An 18,063-nucleotide genomic window follows, 5' to 3' on the forward strand; every position below is an offset into this window, starting at 1 on the left:
GGGCCCGGGCAGCGGACGGTACCGCTGTCGCCGGGCACGCATCAGGCATCGATGCGCTTGGAGCCGACCGCCAGCCCGGCCTTCAGGCTGGCCTCGACGAACTCGTCCAGGTCACCGTCGAGCACCTTCTGCGTATCCGAACGCTCGATGCCGGTACGCAGGTCCTTGATGCGGCTCTGGTCGAGCACGTAGTTGCGGATCTGGCTGCCCCAGCCGATATCGGACTTTGTGGCTTCCACCGCATCACGCTCGGCGTTGCGCTTCTGGATCTCCAGCTCGTACAGCTTGGCGGCCAGCATCTTCATCGCGTTGTCGCGGTTCTGGTGCTGGCTGCGGCCGGTCTGGCAGGCCACGACCGTGTTGGTCGGGATGTGGGTGATACGCACCGCCGACTCGGTCTTGTTGACGTGCTGACCACCGGCGCCGGACGAGCGGTACACGTCGGTACGCAGATCGGCCGGATTGATGTCGATTTCGATGTTGTTGTCCACTTCCGGCGACACGAACACCGAGGTGAAGCTGGTATGGCGACGGTTGTCCGAGTCGAACGGCGACTTGCGCACCAGGCGGTGCACGCCGGTCTCGGTCTTCAGCCAGCCGTAGGCGTAGTCGCCTTCCACGCGCAGCGTGGCCGACTTGATGCCGGCGACGTCGCCACCGGACACTTCCATCAGCTCGGTCTTCCAGCCGCGCGATTCACACCAGCGCAGGTACATGCGCAGCAGGATCTCGGCCCAGTCCTGGGCTTCGGTACCACCGGCACCAGCCTGGATGTCGACGAACGCCGGCGCGTTGTCCATCTGCCCGGAGAACATACGCTGGAACTCCAGCTTCTCCACGTGCGCCTGGTGCTTGTCCAGGTCGGCCACCACGGCCAGCGCGGTGTCCTCGTCCTGTTCGGACTCGGCCAGCTCCAGCAGTTCGGTGGCGTCGCTCAGGCCCTCCAGCACCGCAGCGATGCCGCCCACGGTCTTTTCCAGGGTCGAGCGCTCGCGCCCCAGGTTCTGGGCGTACTCGGCGTTGTTCCAGACGTCGGGGCTTTCCAGCTCCCGCGTTACTTCCTCAAGACGCTCTTTCTTGGCGTCGTAGTCAAAGATACCCCCGGAGCGACAACACGCGATCGGTCAGATCGGCGATGCGCTGGCGGACAGGATTCAGTTCGATCATGTCGGCGGTCATGCATTCAAAAGATGACTGCAAATGATACCGCAGGCCGGGGTGAACCGGCGCAGAAGCCGGTCCCGCCCTGCCACGCCCCTACCCGCCCAAGGCCTGGCGCAGCAGCGGCAGCTGCCGCCTGCTGCAGGGCACCTTGGCCCCATCGGCCATGTGCAGCAAGGCCTCGCCCCCATCCAGCGGCTCGATCGAGCGCAGCTGGCCGCGGTTGACCAGCCAGCTGCGATGGCTGCGCAGGAACAGGGCCGGGTCCAGCCGCGCCTCCAGCACTGCCATGGTGATCCGCAGCGGGTAGTCATGCCCGCGCACCCGCAGGTTCACATAGTTGCCGGCGGCCTGGGCGTACTCGACGTCGGCCGTGGCCACCAGGAACTCCTTGCCCAGCTTGCGCACCAGGAAATGGTCGGGGCGATCGACCGGCTCGACCGGAGGCCCCTCGTCGGGTGCGGCCAGCAGCGTCGCTTCACCTTGGCGGCGGCGACCGAACCAGGCCAGGGCATGGACTGCCGAGACCAGCAGCGCATAGGTCTGGATGTCCTTGAAGAACTCGTAGAACCATTGCGCCGGCCAGTCCCCAAAGGTGTAGTGGCTGCCAAGCACGGCGTGGGCGGCCTTGCGCAGCAGGACCATCGCACTCACATGCAGCAGCCACCACGCAACCGCGCCCAGCAGATACGGCGCCAAGCGCTGTCGCCAGGTATCGGTATGCAGCGGCCAGCGCGAAGCGGCGCGGATCAGCACCGCCAGCAGCAGCAGCGACACCAGCGCACTGCTGAACTCGTCAATGGTGGCCGCCATCCACTGGGAGGGCAGTCCATCGCGCGCCGCCATCATGGCCTTGGCCAGCACATTGGCCGCCGCCGTCCCCACGAACAGTACGACCCAGAACACGGCTGCCTGCCGCCCTTGCCTGCCGTTGCCCATCGATTCGCCACGCCCGTTCGGGTCCTGCTGGTTGTACTCATCCATCACTGGATTATCGCCAACCACAGCCCCGTTGACGCACGCCATTCGTCCCCCCGCCCCGCCATTGGGCCCTGCAGGGCATCCAACCGCCCCTTCCTGCTGGCGACAGCCCACGAGGACTTCCACTCTGCGAGGACGCCAACACGGATACCGCCATGACCCGCCGCCACGACCTCGACACCCTGCGCATCGGTGCCTTCGGGCTGTTGATCCTCTACCACGTGGCCATGGCCTACGTGGCCGGATGGGACTTCCACCTCAAGAGCGTCCACACCGCGGAGTGGCTGCAATGGCCGATGATCGCGCTGAATCGTTGGCGCATGCCGCTGCTGTTTGCCATCTCCGGCATTGCACTGGGCCTGTGCCTGCCCACGCAGGGCCGGTGGCGGTTCGCGCTGCGGCGCGGCGGGCGGCTGTTGTTGCCGCTGCTGTTCGGCATCGTCGCGGTCGTTTCGCTGCAGGCCTACTGTGAAGCGGTGGACAAGGGCGACGTCATGCCAGGACTCGGTGCATTCCTGTGGCGCTACTGGCAGTTCCGGCCGTGGCCGGGAGCCAGCTTCACCGGTGCCGCCTATGGCTTCACCTGGAACCACCTGTGGTATCTGGCCTATCTGATCCCCTACACGCTGCTGGCCATCCTGTTGGCCAGCGTGCTGCGGCCGCTGCGCCAGCACCTGCCGGAACTGCATCCGGGCGACCGTTGGGTGGCTTCGCTGGGCCTGCTGCTGCCGGTGCTGTGGCTGGCGTGGGCGGTGCTGGTGATCCTGCCCGCCCACCCGCCAACCCATGCGCTGGTCGATGACCTGTACGTCCACGCCGAGTCGCTGCCCCTGTTCCTCGGCGGCTTCCTCGCCGCGCGCTGGCAGCGCGGCTGGGATCTGCTGGTGCGCGGCCGGCGGTTGACCCTGGTGCTGGCCGTTGTCGGGCTGACTGTCGAACTGGGCATCCGTGCACTGGCGCGGATGCCCGATGTTGGCGATCTGCCGCAGTGGGTGCTGGCGCTGCCGTGGGCGCAGACCGAGCGCGTTGGCCGAGCGCTGTACACCTGGTGTTCCCTGCTGGCCCTCTTCGGATGGGCGCAGGTCCTGCTGGCGCGGCCATGGCGTGGCCTGGGCTACTGCCGCGAGGCGGTGTTCAGCTGGTACATCCTGCACCAGACCGTGCTGATCGTGCTTCTGTACTGGTTGCGGCCCTTGCAGTTGGGCGCGTGGCTGGAGCCGGGGCTGGTGATTGTCGGCACCGTCGCCGGCTGCCTGCTGATCCACGAACTGCTGGTGCGCCGCGTGCGCTGGCTGCGGCCGCTGTTCGGGCTGCGTGCCGATCGCAACGGCGCAGTGACCGTCACGCAGGATCACAGCGCCGCCAGCCGGGCATGGCCCGGCGCTACCGCACCTCGAACTCGCCCACCAGCACCGTCTCGGCACGATCCTTCAGCCGCATCGTGACCATCTGGTCCTTCTGCTTGGGCGTGCCCCAATGGGTGGTCAGGCGCAGCATCAGGGTCGTCGCGCCGGTCACCAGCTGCTGGCGGCTGCCGAAGTAGTTCGCCTCCACCTTGTACTTGCCCGGCTTGGCGTTGCGCAGCGAGAACTGTTCCGGACCGTAGCCACCGGTGAAGTCCTGCGACATCTGCCCACCCTGGTAGGTCAGGCGGTTGCCGTAGTACGCGCGCTCGCCGTTCGGGTCGGTCACCCACAGGTCCATGTCACTGTTGTCGGCATCCCAGGCCAGCACCACGCGCAGGTCCAGTGGCATCGCCTGCAGCAGGCGCGGGTCGATGCCGATGGTATCCAAGCGCGGCTTGGTGCCGGCCACCAGGTTGGTCAGTTCATCCAGGGCGATCAGCGCGATGCCGTCGAAACGACCATCCCACGGACGCACGACCACCTGATACAGGGGCGCCAGCGCCTGCTGCGGCTTGCCGGCTGCGGCCAGCGCCAGGCCCAGATCACGGAAACTCTGCGGTTCTTCCTGCCCCATCGCCAGCACCTGCTCGAACACCGGCACCGCCAGTGCGGGTGCATCGGCCTGCAGCAGGCGATAACCGAGAACGCGCAGCAGATGGCGGTTGTCCAGCGCCATCTCGGCCAGGTTGGACAGCACGCGCAGGGCAAGATCGCGCTGCCCCTGTTCGATCAGCAGATCGGCCACGTCGAGGAAGAACGCACTGCTGTTGGCGTTCGCAGCGCGCTCGGCCAGATAGCGGTCGTACAGCTGCGAGGACGGCCCCTGGCGCAGGCGGCGGGCGACCGGCGAATCCGATTGCCAGGCGGCCAACCGGATTCCCAGCTGACCGTCATTGGCGGCGGCCGGTGCATTGGACGCCGTGGGTTCGATGGCAACAGCATCCATCGCGGCCTCCAGGCTCGCAGGTGCCTGCCGCGGCGGCGATCGACGGGCGCGCGCGCTGCTGGACTCCGCCCGCTGCTCGGCGGCAACGGCCATCGGCGCTGGCGCGGGAGGAGGCGCGGCGAGCATCGCCACCGGGGCAGCCGCGTACGCGTCCTGACCGACCACTTCCAGCGCCTTCGCCTGCACGCGCATGCCCTTCGGCCAACTGCGGCTCCACCATTGCTGGCGCTGCTGCCACTGCGTCACCACCTTGTCCAGGCGCTGACGGTCGGCGGCATCGCGATCTGCAACCTGGCGTGCGAAGCGCTGGTCGTACTGGGCGCGCAAGGCACCTGCGGGGCGGATCGCGTAGCGCAGGTAGTCGTCCAGCGTTTCCAGCACGATCAGTGAAGTGTCCGGGCCCACCAGGCTGAACTGCTGCGACAGGCGCTGCATCCCCTCGCGATTGCCGCGCCGATCGGTCGACAACTGCTGCAGGCGTGCCTGTGCCCACAGGCCGGCCAGCAGGTCGCCATCGGCGCCGGTGGAGCTCTCCGGCAGTGCCTGCCATTGCCCACCGGCAATGCGCACCCGCATCGGCACACCTTCGGCCGCCAACCGCGCATGCAACCACAGCCAGCCCTGGGCTTGGCTGCGGCGGTCGACCACCACGTCCTGCACGCCACGGCCGGCATCGATCTGGACATCCAGCGGCATCGACAGCAGCTCCCGTGCAGCGGCATCGATATCGCTGCCGAGCGCCACGAAACTGCCAGCATGCGCCTCGCTCCAACCGCGCAGGCGGGTGGCATCGGTGCGTGCGCCGGCACTGCTGACCGCAAACAGGCGCTGATCGGCCGCCAACGCCGGCAGTGCTTCCGGCCCATAGGTCAGCAGGCCGTCGCTGACCATCAGGTACTCCTTCACCGAGGGCTGCGGCTGCCACTGCGCCAGCGCGCTGGCACCATCCGGCTGCACCGCCATCAACGCGCGCCGCAGTTCACTCCAGTCACCGCTGCGGACACGGAAATGACGCACGGGCTCGGCGCGATCACGCAGCACGGTCAGCGCGACGTTGCCCTCGCCCATCGCAGCGAAGTAGCGATCCAGCAGGGCGAACTCGCGGGTGCGGTCACGCTGGCCTGCGGAACCCGAACCGTCCCAGAGCAGGCCGACCTCCGATGGCACACGGCGCGGCGCGGCCGACGTCGGCACCGGCAGCTGCGCCAACAGGTAGTGACCGTCCTGCCAGCGCGCAACCTGCACCTGTGCCTTGCGCTCGGCCGGCAGCGTCCATTGCAGTTGGGCCGGCAACTGCGCGCCACGTCCTTGCCAGTGCAGGCGACCTTCGGCGATGCGGAACGGCGCGCTTCCTGCCTCAGCCGCCTTCGGTGCCCGCACGTCCAGTTCGACGGCTGCGGCGCCGGCGACGAACTGCAGCGGCAGTGTCCAATGCCAGCCCTGCCCGGCATATGCCAGCGGCTCGCGTACGACCAGCTGTACGCGGCGGCTGCCGCCGGCCGGCAGCGGATACACGCGCAGCCGGAACTGGTTGCCGGCGGTCTGCTCCAGCAGGCCCGGATCGACGCCTCGACGGGCGATCTCCTCGAACACCTGGCGACCGCGGTCCTTGGGCACCGGTACTGCCTCGCGCAACTCGCCGTTGATGTCCAGGGCGAACCCGGTGATCTGCTGGCCCTCGGCCAGCGGGAACTGCAGCTCACCTTCCAGCACGCGCTGGTTGGGGTTATGGAACTCCAGGGTGATACGGGTCTGGGCGATACCGGCCTGGACCTCCCCTTCGATGCGCGCCTGTCGCAGCTGCACGGGCTGTTCGGCGGCGGGCGCGATCAGCAACGATGTGGACGTCATCGGCGGTGCCGGACGCCGCGACGCCTGGGGCAGTGCCGGCCAGCTTGCCAGGGCCAACAGCAGTACGGTGCAGCAACGGGCGAAGACCATGACAGGACTCCAGTGGGATCGTGACTGCTTGAACGCACCAACCGGGTGGACGGGGTTAACGTGATTCGATGCTGGTTCTTCGCTGCCCTTGGGCGCACCATGTGCGACTTCCCGATCCCGTGCAAGGATGCCCATGCGTTCTCCCCTGCTTCCCACCCTGCTGGCCCTGTGCTGGCCATTGGCCGCCAGCGCCGTCGATGCGCCTGCAGGCCTCTATTTCCAGCATCACGACTGGGTCGTGGCCTGCGACAACACGCGCACGTGCCGTGCGGCCGGCTACGCCAGTGGCGATGACAGCACCCTGAGCGTGCTGCTGACCCGGGCGGGCGGCCCCAACCAGGCCATCAGCGGTCGGCTGTCGTTGCAGCCGATCGATGACCAGCCGCAGCCCAGGGGCGCGCTGCACCTGCGCATCCAGCAGCGTGACCTCGGTGTGCTGGCGCCGTCCAGGGAGCCGGGTATCCACGTGCTCAGCGCGGCACAGACCAGTGCCGTGCTGTCCGCGCTGGTGCGTGATGGTGGCATCGCGGTTGTCGATGCCGCCGGCCACACGTGGCCGCTGTCGGACAAGGGCGCAGCGGCTGTGCTGTTGAAGACCGACGAGTTCCAGGGCCGTGTGGGCACGCCGGGCGCGGTGATGCGCAAGGGGTCCGCTGCCGAAAGCAGCGTGCCTGCCGCCGTTGCCAAACCCGTGGTGCGCAAGGCACCGACGCTGTCGACGCCAGCGGACGACCCGGCGTTTTCCAAGCTGGCCGCCTCGCCGGCGCTACGTGCGGCGCTGCGCGCCACTCTGGAAGAACCCAGCTGCGAAGGCCTGCTCGACACCGACCCGGATCTTCCGATCAGCAATTCACCACTGCAGATCCAGCGCCTGGACGCCAAGCATCTGCTGGTCAACGTCCCCTGCTGGCGCGCGGCCTACAACAGCGGTGATGGTTACTGGGTCATCGGTGAGAAAGCGCCCTACCAGCCGCAGTGGGTGACCAGCGACGCGATCGACTACGGCGACGGGCAGATCGTCGCTTCGCACAAGGGCCGCGGTCTGGCCGACTGTGTGTCGGATGAAACGTGGACCTGGGATGGCACCCGCTTCGTCGCGACCTCGGCGATCAGTGGCGGCCTGTGCCGCGGCGTTCCCGGGGGAACCTGGGAACTGCCGACGCGGGTGACCGAGGTCCGCTGACCCTTCCGAAGCGGTAGCGCCGGGCCATGCCCGGCGTGGACTACGCCGGCAGGCAGTGCTCGACGATCAGCTGGATGGCGGCGCCGCCACGATAATCATCGCAGGCGAGCCGGTAGGCGAGATGCACGTGGCGACCGGGCGCATTGCCGTTCCAGCCGCCGAAATGGATCGCGTTGATCGTGCCCGGAACGCCGGGCAGGCGCAGTTCCAGCTTCAGATGCCGTTCTTTCAGCACGCGCCAGTTGGCCACTTCGAAGTGGCCGTCGAACAGCGGCTCGGGGAATCCCTGCCCCCATGGCCCGGCAAGACGCAGTGCCTCGGCATGGCGATGATCGAGTTCGTTGGCGGCCAGCTCACCATCGCTGAGCACCTGCTGCTGCAGTGCAGCCGGATCGAGCATTTCCAGCACGGTGGCGACGAACGCGGCTTCGAAGGCAGCCAGATGATCCAGACGCATGCTCAACCCGGCGGCCATCGCGTGACCGCCGAAGCGCTCGATCAAGCCGGGATGGCGTGCATCGACCAGCGCCAGCGCATCACGGATATGCAGGCCGGGAATCGAACGCGCTGAACCGCGCAGGGTGTCGGCGCCCGGCTCGGCCGGCGCGAACGCGATCACCGGCCGATGCAGGCGATCCTTCATCTTTGAAGCAACCAGGCCAACCACGCCGGGGTGCCAATCAGAATCGAACAGGCAGGCCGCCACCGGGCGCTGCCCTGCGGTATCGAGCACCACCCGCGACAGCGCGTGTTCGGCGTCATCGGTCATCGACTGCTGGACCGCACGCCGCTCGGCGTTGATCTGTTCCAGCGTCTGCGCGATGTCGCGGGCCTGCCGCGGATCTTCGGTGAGCAGCAGGGCGATACCCAATGCCATGTCTTCCAGCCGACCGGCCGCGTTCAAGCGCGGGCCAAGCCCGAAGCCGATGTCGGTGGCGGTCAGGCGTGCGGCATCGCGGCCGCTGGCTTCGATCAGTGCCTTCAGGCCGACGCAGCCCTGGCCATTGCGCAGCCGGCGCAATCCTGCGCTGACCAGGGCGCGATTGTTGGCGTCCAGCACCACCAGGTCGGCCACTGTGCCCACCGCCACCAGGTCGAGCAGCGTGGTCAGGTCCGGCCCTTTGCCATCGGCAAATACCCCCGCTTCGCGCATCCGCCGGCGCAGCGCCATCAGCACGTAGAAGATCACGCCGACGCCGGCCAGCGCCTTGCTGGGGAAGGCGTCGCCGTCGAGGTTGGGGTCGACGATGACATCGGCCGGTGGCAGCTGTGGACCGGGCAGATGGTGATCGGTCACCAGCACCTGCCAGCCACGCGCCTTGGCCGCGATCACGCCGGCATGGCAGGCAATGCCGTGATCGACGGTGACCAGCAGATCCGGCTGCAGCGCAGCCAGCTCGTCCACCAGTGACGGCGACAGACCATAGCCGTGCACCATGCGGTTGGGGACTGCGTGGAAGACATGCTGCGCGCCGAGCATGCGCAGACCGCGCACACCGACCGCGCAGGCGGTTGCGCCGTCGCAGTCGAAATCACCGACTACCAGGATGCGTTTGTCGGCGGCGATGGCCTGAACCAGCAGGTCCACCGCCGCGTCGATGCCGGTCAGCAGTTCCGGCGCATGCAGCTTGCCGAGCTTGGGCAGGGCCAGCTCCGGCGTGTGCGCACCACGTGCGGCATACAGGCGGGCCAGCAGCGGCAGCGTGCCCTCCGGCCAGCGACCGGGCGCAACTGCATCGCGACGGCGGATCATCGGCGTATCGGAAGAAGGCAGCGCAGCATCGGCGGCAAGGGACATCGGCATCGCCGGGTTGCGGAAGACCCGCGCATGATACCCCGCTCGGCTTGTCAGACTCTCCGCGGGCTTGGCGCAGGCGTGGCGATCGCCCATGCTTGTTCACTTCTGAAACGGAATTCGCCATGTACCGCCTGCTGTCCGTACTGCTTGCCAGCCTCCTGCTGCCACTTGCTTCCCAAGCCGCAAACACGCCGCCAACCCCCGGTATCGAGTTCGTACACCACGACTGGTTCCTGGCCTGCGACAACACCGGCACCTGCCGTGCAGCCGGCTACAGCCCTGAAAAGGCGGACAGCCTGCTGGGCCTGATGCTGGAACGTGCCGGCGGCCCCGGCACGGCGGTGAAGGCGCGGCTGCGGGTCGGTGAGGACGGCGAAACTGCAGTGCCTGAAGGTTCAATGCGACTGCACGTGAACGGCCATGATCTGGGCCCAGTGCAGGACACCGGGGCCGACGAGGCAGTGATGCTGCGGCCGGCGCAGGTAGAAGGCCTGCTGACCGCCCTGCCCGGCCAGGCCCGTATCGAGGTGATCGACAGCAGGGGCACGCGCTGGCCGATTTCCGATCGCGGTGCCGCCGCGGTGCTGCTGAAAATGGACGAGGTCCAAGGGCGCGTGGGCACGCCCGGTGCGCTGATACGCCGCGGCACGCGTGCCGAAGCGAGCGTGCCCGCCGCAGTGGCCAAGCCGATGATCGTGCGCGGTGTGCTGGCGGCAGGCCGTCCCGGCGATAGCGGGCTGGGCAGCAGCGAAGCGCTGCGCGACGCGCTGATTGCCACGCTCGGCGACAACGACGACTGTCCGCGCCTGATCGAGTACAAGGGAACACCGGAAATGGTGATCGAGCGGTTGGACGACCACCATGTGCTGGTGCAGGCGTTGTGCCAGATGGGTGCCTACAACTACAGCAATGGCTTCTGGATCGCGCGCGATCAGCCGCCGTTCGCACCGGAGACGGTCACGCTGGAGGCAGAAGGCTTCTCGCGCTCCGATCGCACGTTGTACGCGCGCTACAAGGGCCGCGGCATCGGCGACTGCGTTTCCGGCTGGGACTGGGCCTGGGATGGCCGCAGATTCCAGCCAAGCAGTGCGTTCAGTACCGGTCTGTGTCGTGGCGTGGCGGGCGGGCACTGGACGCTGCCGACGCTTATCAGCACGGTCCGCTGACCCGAAAACCTGGAACATGGCTACGCTTCGATTTCCTCTGCTGGTGCTGGCGTCACTGACGCTGGCACCTGTCAGCTTCGCCGGCACGCCCGCGCAGTTCACGTTCCCTGAACAGAACGGACACCTGGCATGCGACAACACAGGCACCTGCCGAATGGTGGCGTTCGGCCCACCGGCCGCGTTGATGCTGGGCGTGCTCCTCGAGCGTGCCGCTGGACCAGACACCCCCGTGATGGCGCGACTGTCGCTGGCTGATGGCAGTGACGGCGCGCCGCGCAGCCCGCGGGTGCATCCAGAGGGCCGGCTGCGGCTGCATGTGGATGGCGCGGACCTGGGTGATATCGGCCCGGCGGATGCGCTTGAGGCCGGCCTGGCTCTGGCCCCACCACATGCGCAGGCGCTGCTGGATGCACTGGGGCGCGGGCGGCCGGTCAGGATGACCGACACGGCGGGCCAGGCATGGCCATTGGCAGAGAGCGGTAATGCCGCACTGCTGCTGAAGATGGACGAGGTACAGGGCCGCTTGCACACCCCCGGGGCGTTGGTGGACAAGGGTTTGCGGCCGGAATCGCAGGTGCCGGTCGCACGGGTGGCGCCTCGCCTGGTGCCGCCACCGCTGCATGCCGTTTTCCTTGAAGAAGGCGTTGCAAGCGCTACGGACCGCTGCGGGACAGACCGGCATTGGGCCTGGGATGGGACCCGCCTGGTGCTGGCGGCAACCTTCGTCGGCCGGCACTGCCTGGGCGCCGGTCAGCGCCACTGGCAACTGCCGACCTACGTTACGGAATTGCGCTAGGGCATCCGCCGGGCATGGCCCGGCGCTACCACCAGCTCAGGCGTCGTGCAGCTGCCGAGGCTTCTTCCAGAACTGCCAGCGCTGGCCGCGATCCAGCTGGAACTGCAGGCCGTCCTCGAAGTCCAGCACCAGCCGCTGCAGCTCGCCACGCTTGAGCGCGGCCAGCAGCGGCCGGATCGCGTCGTTGCCCAGCTGCTGCAACGAGCGCAGCTGGCGCAGGTCGACCAGTGCATCGACCGACTGCTCACCATCCACCGCCACACCCGCGGCCTGGGCCAGGCCCTGCAGCAGCGCATCGCGGCTGCGTACCTGCGCGTGCGGCGTGGTCACCGATACCGGCATCACACCACCACCCCAGAACCACAGCGAATTGATCGGCTGCTGGCCCTGCGCGGCGCGCTGCTGGTTCCACGAGTGGGTGTGCAGCAGCACCTGCGCTTCGGTCATCAGTGCGCGCCAGCGACGGCCCGCCTCGCCCGGCGGCAGGTGCGCGAACAGGTCATCCCCCAGCACCTCGTCGGGGCTGTCGAACGCCGGCAGTTCAGTACCGATGGGCAGGCGCAGGTACCAGCGTGACGGATCGGGTGCATCCAGCACGAAGCCTGCATCCGCAAACAGCGGCTGCAGCACGGGCAGCAACGCCAGCGTATCGGCCAGGCCGGGCCGCAGCGTTTCGCCGTGGCCCATCATCCGCGCGCCATGCATGTCCGGCACCATGCAGGCCGGATCGGCACGCAGCCAGCAGGCGCCGGCGGCATCGCCGACGTCACGCTGGCGGGTCAACGCAGCCACCGGCCAGTGCGGCGCGGCCACCGTGAAGTGGCGCAGCAGCTGCGCGCGTTCGCCGGCATCGCCCTGCGAAGTGGTGGCGCGGCCCAGGGCACGCGCCACGTCATCCGGCAATGCAGCCACCGCAAAGCGGCTGCGTGCCGGCAACAGCAGGGTTGCCGTCGCCACGGATCAGTCCTGGTAGCTGACGCTGACGATCTCGTACTCGCGCTGGCCGGCCGGCGCATCGATCACGATCGAGTCACCTTCCAGCTTGCCGATCATCGCGCGGGCGACCGGCGAGGAAATGGCGATCAGGCCCTGCTTGATGTCCGCTTCCAGGTCACCAACGATCTGGTACTTCTTCTCTTCGTCGGTTTCCACGTCGGCCAAGGTCACGCTGGCGCCGAACACCACCTTGGAGCCTGCATTGAGCTTGCTCACATCGATGATCTCGGCGTGCGACAGCTCGCCTTCCAGCTGCTTGATGCGGCCTTCGATGAAGCCCTGTTCCTCGCGCGCGGCGTGGTACTCGGCGTTCTCCTTCAGGTCGCCATGCTCACGCGCCTCGGCGATCGCGGCGATCACCTTCGGGCGCTTGACCGACTTCAGGTGATCCAGTTCGTCGCGCAGACGCTGCGCGCCCTTCATCGTGATGGGTGCTCTCATGCGTTCAACTCCTTGTGCAGTTCCTGCAGCGACCAGACCGGGCCGGTACCGCGGAATTCCAGTGAATCCACCAGCGCCTTGGCACCGGCAATGGTGGTCGAATAGGTGACACGGTGCTGCAGCGCCTCGCGACGGATCGAGAACGAGTCGTTGATCGCGGCACGGCCTTCGGTCGTGTTGACGATATAGACGATCTCGCCGTTCTTGATCGAATCGACGATGTGCGGGCGACCCTCGACCACCTTGTTGATGATCTCGCAGTCCATGCCGTGCTGCTGCAACCACGCTGCGGTGCCACGGGTGGCAACCAGGCTGTAGCCACGCGCCAGCAGCGCCTTGGCCACCGGCAGCACGCGCTTCTTGTCCGGGTCGCGCACCGACACGAACGCCTTGCCCACCGGCGGCGCCTTGATGCCACCGGCTTCCTGCGCGCGCGCGAAGGCGGCATTGAAGCTGCGGCCCACGCCCATCACCTCACCGGTGGAGCGCATCTCCGGCCCGAGGATCGGGTCGACGCCCTGGAACTTGGCGAACGGGAAGATCGCTTCCTTCACCGAGTAATAGTCCGGCACGATTTCCTTGGTAGCGCCCTGCTCTTCCAGGGTCTTGCCGGCCATGCAGCGGGCCGCGATCTTGGCCAGCGGCATGCCGGTGGCCTTGGACACGAACGGCACGGTGCGCGAGGCACGCGGGTTCACTTCCAGCAGGAAGATGGTGTCGTTGCCATCCTCATCGGTCTGGATCGCGAACTGGGTGTTCATCAGACCCACCACGTTCAGGGCCTTGGCCAGCTCAACCACCTGGCGACGCAGCTCGGCTTGGGTTTCAGCCGACAGCGAGTACGGCGGCAGCGAGCAGGAGGAATCGCCCGAGTGCACGCCGGCTTCTTCGATGTGCTCCATCACGCCACCGATCAGGACGTTGCCCTGGGCGTCGGCGATGATGTCCACGTCGCACTCGACGGCGTTGTCGAGGAAGCGGTCCAGCAGCACCGGCGAATCGTTGGACACCTTCACCGCGTCACGCACGTAGCGGGCCAGATCGGATTCGCCGTAGACGATTTCCATCGCGCGGCCACCCAGCACGTAGCTCGGGCGCACCACCAGCGGGTAGCCGATCTCACGCGCCAGCAGCAGGGCTTCCTGGTCGTTGCGGGCAATGCGGTTCGGCGGCTGCTTCAGGCCCAACTTGTCCACCAGCTGCTGGAAGCGCTCGCGGTCTTCGGCCAGGTCGATTGAATCGGGGCTGGTGCCGATCACCGGCACGCCGTTGGCTTCCAGCGCGCGCGCCAGCTTCAGCGGAGTCTGGCCGCCGTACTGCACGATCACGCCCTTGGGCTGCTCCAGCTCGACGATTTCCAGCACGTCTTCCAGGGTCAGCGGTTCGAAGTACAGGCGGTCGGAGGTGTCGTAGTCGGTCGACACGGTTTCCGGATTGCAGTTGACCATGATGGTTTCATAGCCGTCCTCGCGCAGCGCCAGTGCCGCGTGCACGCAGCAGTAGTCGAACTCGATGCCCTGGCCGATGCGGTTGGGGCCACCGCCGAGGATCATGATCTTGTCGCGGTTGCTCGGTGCCGCCTCGCACTCGTCCTCGTAGGTCGAGTACAGGTAGGCAGTGCTGGTGGAGAACTCGGCGGCACAGGAGTCCACGCGCTTGTACACCGGGCGCACCTTGTGCGCGCGACGCAGCGCACGCACCGCGGCTTCGTTGGTGCCGGTCAGCTGGGCCAGGCGGGCGTCGGAGAAGCCGGCGCGCTTGAGCTTGCGCAGGCGCGCCGCATCCAGGGCGTCGATGCCATCGGCTGCGACCTGGGTCTCGGCGGCGATGATTTCTTCGATCTGGTCCAGGAACCACGGATCGATGTAGGACAGCTTGAAGATGTCCTCCACGCTCATGCCGGCGCGGAACGCGTCGGCGACGAAGAACAGGCGCTCCGGACCCGGGGCCTTCAGCTCGCGGCGCAGGGTCTGCAGATCGTCTTCACTGGTCAGGTCCAGGCCGGTCGGGTCGAAGCCGACCTTGCCGGTTTCCAGGCCCCGCAGAGCCTTCTGCATCGATTCCTGGAAGGTGCGGCCCATTGCCATCACCTCGCCCACCGACTTCATCTGGGTGGTCAGGCGTGCATCGGCAGCCGGGAACTTCTCGAAAGCGAAGCGCGGGATCTTGGTGACGACGTAGTCGATGGACGGCTCGAACGAGGCCGGGGTCAGGCCGCCGGTGATCTCGTTCTTCAGTTCGTCCAGGGTGTAGCCCACGGCCAGCTTGGCGGCGACCTTGGCGATCGGGAAGCCGGTGGCCTTGGACGCCAGCGCCGAGGAACGCGACACGCGCGGGTTCATCTCGATCACCACCACGCGGCCGGTGTCCGGGTTGATGCCGAACTGCACGTTCGAGCCACCGGTATCCACGCCGATCTTGCGCAGCACGGCGATGGAGGCATCGCGCAGGCGCTGGTATTCCTTGTCGGTCAAGGTCTGCGCCGGCGCCACGGTGATCGAGTCACCGGTGTGCACGCCCATCGGGTCCAGGTTCTCGATCGAGCAGACGATGATGCAGTTGTCCGCGGTATCGCGGACCACTTCCATCTCGAATTCCTTCCAGCCCAGCACCGACTCTTCGACCAGCACTTCGGTGGTCGGCGACAGTTCCAGGCCGCGGTTGACGATCTCGATCAGCTCTTCGCGGTTGTAGGCGATGCCGCCGCCACTGCCGCCCAGGGTGAAGCTGGGGCGGATGATGGTCGGATAGCCGACGCGGGTCTGGATCTCCAGCGCTTCGTCCAGGGTGTGGGCAACGGCAGCGGTCGGGCACTCCAGGCCGATCTCGCTCATCGCCACGCGGAACAGTTCGCGGTCTTCGGCCATGCGGATCGCATCGCGCTTGGCGCCGATCAGCTCGACGTTGTACTTCTCCAGCACGCCATGGTCGGCCAGATCCAGCGCGCAGTTCAGCGCGGTCTGGCCACCCATCGTCGGCAGCAGCGCGTCGGGCTTTTCCTTGGCGATGATCTTCTCGACGGTCTGCCAGTTGATCGGCTCGATGTAGACGGCGTCGGCCATCTCCGGGTCGGTCATGATCGTGGCCGGATTGCTGTTGACCAGCACCACGCGATAGCCCTCGTCACGCAGGGCCTTGCAGGCCTGGGCACCGGAGTAATCGAACTCACAGGCCTGGCCGATGACGATCGGGCCGGCACCGATGATGAGGATGGTCTTGAGGTCAGTGCGCTTGGGCATTTTCTTCTCTAGGTCAGTACAGCGTGACAAGGGGGAGTGATCGCACGCTGTCGATCAGGAAATCTCTTCGGGTTTCAGCGCAATCCCGCACTGGTCCTGCAATCCCTGGCTCAGTTTCACCGCGAATTCGTCAGGGACGCTCATCGCATCGAAACCAGCATCCAGGCGCTTGAAGGACGGACTGCCGAGAAAGGCGTCGAATCCGGCGGCGTACGCCTCGTCGTTGACGTTGACCGACGCGTCCGCTGCCGACTCCGGGAGCGCGCGGGTGAGGATCAGGTAACCCTTTCCGGACGGTGTGGCCAGGAAGCGCGACCAGTCCGCAACGACCACGTCACCGTCCTCGCCAAGCCTGTTGATCAACGACTGGCGCGCATGAACGTAGAAGAACGACTGGATGGAGGTGCGGGCGCATTGGCGATCGCTTTCGGCCAGCGCTTTGAGCGTTGGCACCTCCTCGACCAGCATCGTCGCCGACGACGCACCGACCGAGTCCTTCTTCAACGTGTGCAGCAGCGCGTCCATGTCCGCAGCGGACGCCGGCGCAGCCTGTGCCGCACCCGCGGCGCAGCACAGCGACAGCAGCAGAGCGGCGCTGCGCATCAAGCCTTGGCCTCGGCCATCAGGGTCACGAAACGATCGAACAGCGGACCGACGTCATGCGGGCCCGGCGAGGCTTCCGGGTGGCCCTGGAACGAGAAGGCCGGCACGTCGGTGCGGGCGATGCCCTGGTTGGTACCGTCGAACAGCGAACGGTGGGTCACCCGCAGGGTGGCCGGCAGGGTCGCTTCATCGACCGCGAAGCCGTGGTTCTGCGAGGTGATCATCACCCGGCCGCTGTCCAGGTCCTGCACCGGATGGTTCGCGCCGTGGTGGCCATGGCCCATCTTGATGGTCTTCGCGCCCGAGGCCAGGCCCAACAGCTGATGGCCCAGGCAGATGCCGAAGGTCGGGATCTTCACGTCGATGAAGGTCTTGATCGCGGCGATCGCGTAGTCGCACGGTTCCGGGTCACCCGGGCCGTTGGACAGGAACACGCCATCCGGCTTCAGCGCCAGCACTTCAGCGGCCGGGGTCTGTGCCGGCACCACGGTGACCTCACAGCCGCGCTCGGCCAGCATGCGCAGGATGTTGGTCTTCACGCCGAAGTCGTACGCCACGACCTTGTACTTGCCCGGCACGCTGACGAAGGCGTTGGCGTCCAGGTCCAGCTGGCCCTCGGTCCAGACGTAGGTCTTGTCAGTACTGACGACCTTGGCCAGATCCATGCCCTTCAGCCCCGGGAACTTGCGGGCCGCTTCCAGGGCCTTTTCCACGTCGATGCCGTCGCCGGCCATCAGCGCGCCGTTCTGGGCACCCTTCTCGCGCAGGATGCGGGTCAGCTTGCGGGTGTCGATGCCGGCGATGGCGACCACGCCGCGCTGGATCAGCCAATCCTGCAGCGACACCTGGCTGCGCCAGCTGCTCGGGCGGCGCGGTACATCGCGCACGATCAGGCCGGCCGACCACACCTTGGACGCTTCATCGTCCTGGTCGGTCATGCCGGTGTTGCCAATGTGCGGATAGGTCAGCGTGACCATCTGCCGGGCGTAGGACGGGTCGGTCAATACTTCCTGGTAGCCGGTCATGGCGGTGTTGAACACCACTTCACCGACGGACAGGCCGGGCGCGCCTACGGATTCGCCCTCGAATACGGTGCCGTCTTCGAGGACGAGGATTGCGGCTTGGGTCACGGAATTCTCACTTTGGCTACCGAGGGGGTGCCGAAGTCACGCCTGCGCTTCACGGAAATCCGGTTGCAAAAAAGCGCGGACGTACGGTCTGGGACCGGTCCGGCTTTCGTGATTCGGCGAGTGCGAATTGTAGCGGTGCCGGGGCGCTCGCGCCAGCGGTTATCGCCATTCATGAACAGGCGATTGCGCATTCATTTCAATCCGGGAGCGTATGCGGGCACCCAAGGGTAGCGCCGGGCCATGCCCGGCGGATCTGCCGCCGACGCCGGGCATGGC

General features: G+C 67.2%; 13 protein-coding genes. 4 read left to right on the forward strand and 9 right to left on the reverse strand.

Annotated features, from left to right (window positions below; translation table 11 throughout):
- Positions 1–41: 41 nt before the first annotated feature.
- Positions 42–1,167 (reverse strand): peptide chain release factor 2 gene (gene prfB, locus TEP_RS10265; RefSeq protein WP_099783880.1). Its coding sequence is split into 2 segments (ribosomal slippage): positions 42–1,091 and positions 1,093–1,167, totalling 1,125 coding nucleotides; the frame shifts between segments, so codons are not numbered across the junction.
- A 90-nt stretch (positions 1,168–1,257) separates the two neighbouring features.
- Positions 1,258–2,100, reverse strand: a complete 843-nt coding sequence (locus tag TEP_RS10270; RefSeq protein ID WP_132826504.1) for a LytTR family DNA-binding domain-containing protein — start codon at positions 2,098–2,100, stop codon at positions 1,258–1,260.
- Between the two features lie 197 nt (positions 2,101–2,297).
- Here TEP_RS10270 and TEP_RS10275 point away from each other — a divergent pair, with 197 nt between their 5' ends.
- On the forward strand, positions 2,298–3,587 hold the full coding sequence (locus tag TEP_RS10275) for an acyltransferase family protein (RefSeq protein WP_240790684.1): 1,290 nt from the start codon (positions 2,298–2,300) through the stop codon (positions 3,585–3,587).
- On the opposite strand, the gene TEP_RS10280 is transcribed toward TEP_RS10275, so the two are convergent.
- The gene (locus TEP_RS10280) at positions 3,526–6,435 is read right to left on the reverse strand and encodes a VIT domain-containing protein (RefSeq protein ID WP_132825212.1); all 2,910 of its coding nucleotides are present in this window, start codon (positions 6,433–6,435) and stop codon (positions 3,526–3,528) included. The two genes, TEP_RS10275 and TEP_RS10280, sit on opposite strands and share 62 nt — an antisense overlap.
- Before the next feature lie 133 nt (positions 6,436–6,568).
- Between TEP_RS10280 and TEP_RS10285 the strand changes: the two genes are divergently transcribed.
- A complete protein-coding gene (locus tag TEP_RS10285; RefSeq protein ID WP_132825213.1) occupies positions 6,569–7,618 on the forward strand; it encodes a DUF1176 domain-containing protein in 1,050 nt (349 codons plus the stop codon).
- A gap of 40 nt (positions 7,619–7,658) precedes the next feature.
- Here TEP_RS10285 and recJ read toward each other — a convergent pair whose 3' ends face one another.
- The gene (gene recJ, locus TEP_RS10290; protein ID WP_132825214.1) at positions 7,659–9,416 is read right to left on the reverse strand and encodes a single-stranded-DNA-specific exonuclease RecJ; all 1,758 of its coding nucleotides are present in this window, start codon (positions 9,414–9,416) and stop codon (positions 7,659–7,661) included.
- Between the two features lie 122 nt (positions 9,417–9,538).
- Here recJ and TEP_RS10295 point away from each other — a divergent pair, with 122 nt between their 5' ends.
- Entirely contained in the window at positions 9,539–10,582 is a 1,044-nt protein-coding gene (locus TEP_RS10295; RefSeq protein ID WP_132825215.1) for a DUF1176 domain-containing protein, read from the forward strand.
- Between the two features lie 43 nt (positions 10,583–10,625).
- On the forward strand, positions 10,626–11,378 hold the full coding sequence (locus TEP_RS10300; RefSeq protein WP_165933915.1) for a DUF1176 domain-containing protein: 753 nt from the start codon (positions 10,626–10,628) through the stop codon (positions 11,376–11,378).
- A 36-nt stretch (positions 11,379–11,414) separates the two neighbouring features.
- Here TEP_RS10300 and TEP_RS10305 read toward each other — a convergent pair whose 3' ends face one another.
- Genes TEP_RS10305 through carA form a run of 5 tightly spaced genes read right to left on the reverse strand, consistent with a single transcriptional unit; the run spans position 11,415 to position 17,787 of the window.
- Positions 11,415–12,335: a phosphoglycerate mutase gene (locus tag TEP_RS10305; protein WP_132825217.1), complete on the reverse strand. Its 921-nt coding sequence runs from the start codon at positions 12,333–12,335 to the stop codon at positions 11,415–11,417.
- A 3-nt stretch (positions 12,336–12,338) separates the two neighbouring features.
- Positions 12,339–12,815: a transcription elongation factor GreA gene (gene greA, locus TEP_RS10310; protein ID WP_049464691.1), complete on the reverse strand. Its 477-nt coding sequence runs from the start codon at positions 12,813–12,815 to the stop codon at positions 12,339–12,341.
- Positions 12,812–16,054 carry a carbamoyl-phosphate synthase large subunit gene (gene carB / locus TEP_RS10315; protein ID WP_132825218.1) on the reverse strand — a complete coding sequence of 1,081 codons (3,243 nt, stop codon included), beginning with the start codon at positions 16,052–16,054 and terminating at the stop codon, positions 12,812–12,814. The genes greA and carB overlap by 4 nt, the downstream gene beginning before the upstream one ends.
- Positions 16,055–16,108: 54 nt before the next feature.
- A complete protein-coding gene (locus TEP_RS10320) occupies positions 16,109–16,657 on the reverse strand; it encodes a hypothetical protein (RefSeq protein ID WP_132825219.1) in 549 nt (182 codons plus the stop codon).
- Positions 16,657–17,787, reverse strand: coding sequence for a glutamine-hydrolyzing carbamoyl-phosphate synthase small subunit (gene carA, locus TEP_RS10325; protein ID WP_132825220.1), 1,131 nt, complete (start codon positions 17,785–17,787; stop codon positions 16,657–16,659). The genes TEP_RS10320 and carA overlap by 1 nt, the downstream gene beginning before the upstream one ends.
- Positions 17,788–18,063: the final 276 nt, after the last annotated feature.

Origin of the sequence: Stenotrophomonas sp. TEPEL, assembly GCF_004348785.1 — a bacterium.
Classification (GTDB): Bacteria; Pseudomonadota; Gammaproteobacteria; order Xanthomonadales; family Xanthomonadaceae; genus Stenotrophomonas; species Stenotrophomonas indicatrix.

What these genes read in the sequence shown, in the direction of transcription:
- TEP_RS10270 (WP_132826504.1), bottom strand. Translation starts at nt 2,100, where the DNA reads ATGGGCAACGGCAGGCAAGGGCGGCAGGCAGCCGTGTTCTGGGTCGTA.
- TEP_RS10275 (WP_240790684.1), top strand. Translation starts at nt 2,298, where the DNA reads ATGACCCGCCGCCACGACCTCGACACCCTGCGCATCGGTGCCTTCGGG.
- TEP_RS10280 (WP_132825212.1), bottom strand. Translation starts at nt 6,435, where the DNA reads ATGGTCTTCGCCCGTTGCTGCACCGTACTGCTGTTGGCCCTGGCAAGC.
- TEP_RS10285 (WP_132825213.1), top strand. Translation starts at nt 6,569, where the DNA reads ATGCGTTCTCCCCTGCTTCCCACCCTGCTGGCCCTGTGCTGGCCATTG.
- recJ (WP_132825214.1), bottom strand. Translation starts at nt 9,416, where the DNA reads ATGTCCCTTGCCGCCGATGCTGCGCTGCCTTCTTCCGATACGCCGATG.
- TEP_RS10295 (WP_132825215.1), top strand. Translation starts at nt 9,539, where the DNA reads ATGTACCGCCTGCTGTCCGTACTGCTTGCCAGCCTCCTGCTGCCACTT.
- greA (WP_049464691.1), bottom strand. Translation starts at nt 12,815, where the DNA reads ATGAGAGCACCCATCACGATGAAGGGCGCGCAGCGTCTGCGCGACGAA.
- carB (WP_132825218.1), bottom strand. Translation starts at nt 16,054, where the DNA reads ATGCCCAAGCGCACTGACCTCAAGACCATCCTCATCATCGGTGCCGGC.
- TEP_RS10320 (WP_132825219.1), bottom strand. Translation starts at nt 16,657, where the DNA reads ATGCGCAGCGCCGCTCTGCTGCTGTCGCTGTGCTGCGCCGCGGGTGCG.